The sequence below is a fragment of the Bartonella sp. CL63NXGY genome (assembly GCF_042194905.1).
Lineage (GTDB): Bacteria > Pseudomonadota > Alphaproteobacteria > Rhizobiales > Rhizobiaceae > Bartonella.
Genome location: NZ_JBHINK010000072.1, coordinates 1 through 918, shown reverse-complemented (window position 1 = coordinate 918; position 918 = coordinate 1). Strand labels below are relative to the sequence as shown.

Genomic DNA, 918 nt, shown 5'->3' with positions numbered 1-918 from the left:
TCGAATAAACGGCCATATCCGATCCCCATCTTCCTGATAGTATTTACGACCAAAGATTGTCCAGTAAATCCGATTAGTGATCCCGTTGTCTGGTGAACAACCAAGCCCTCGAATACCATCCACAATCATGTCTTGTAAGACAATGTTTTTAAAAGCCATCGGAATATCAGCAGGTGGAGTAAATGGCTCGTCTTCTGGCTGATCAGGTTCTGTTTGCTTTGCATAATCATTCAGTATGCTAGTAGCCACATAATCACGATCAATGTCGCCAGTGTACGATCCAAAACCACCACTACCAGCTCCTGACATTTGCCAAATATCGTAGTTAGCAGGTTCGTAACTGTATGCAGCTATCCAACGTAGTACATTTAATTGTCTGAGTTGACTATCACTGAATTTGGCGCGATAAGGACTGTCGGAACAATATAATCCAACCTTGAACGAGTTGACAGCTTGCTTTCTAAATTGAGCGAACTGTCCATTCCAATCGGCAGGTAGGCTCTTATCTTCAACATCTAAGAAAAGATATTGTTTACTGGATAAGCCTAAATCTTTAGCGTTCTGAATGGCCCATGCAATTTCTGTACCGCCATTCATCCAGTAGTGATAAAGATGCCATTTAAAGCCATACTTTTTCGCATTAGCAATATGTTCTTTGACATGCTTATCTTGTCGAGTATGATAACCAGCGCGAATGATCAACGTATCGATTCCGGCATCTTTAGCGGCTTGATACGGGAAAATTTTAGGATCTTGAAATTCGGAGATATCTAACGCATTAGCTTTCCTTGCTATTATTATCTCCTCCTTTCATCCACATATCAATTGCTTTTACCTGCTTTTCCGTTAACGTTGTTTCCAATTGTCCAAAGTGATTTTCCGTTCTTGAAGAAGTTGCAGCAATTGAATTAAATTGAT

1 protein-coding gene is annotated in these 918 nt (G+C 40.3%); it reads right to left on the bottom strand.

Annotated elements, in window-relative coordinates:
* Positions 1–768: GH25 family lysozyme (locus ACFIK0_RS09285; protein WP_375663894.1), on the bottom strand; the 768-nt coding region annotated here is incomplete at its 3' end.
* Between the last annotated feature and the right edge of the window lie 150 nt (positions 769–918).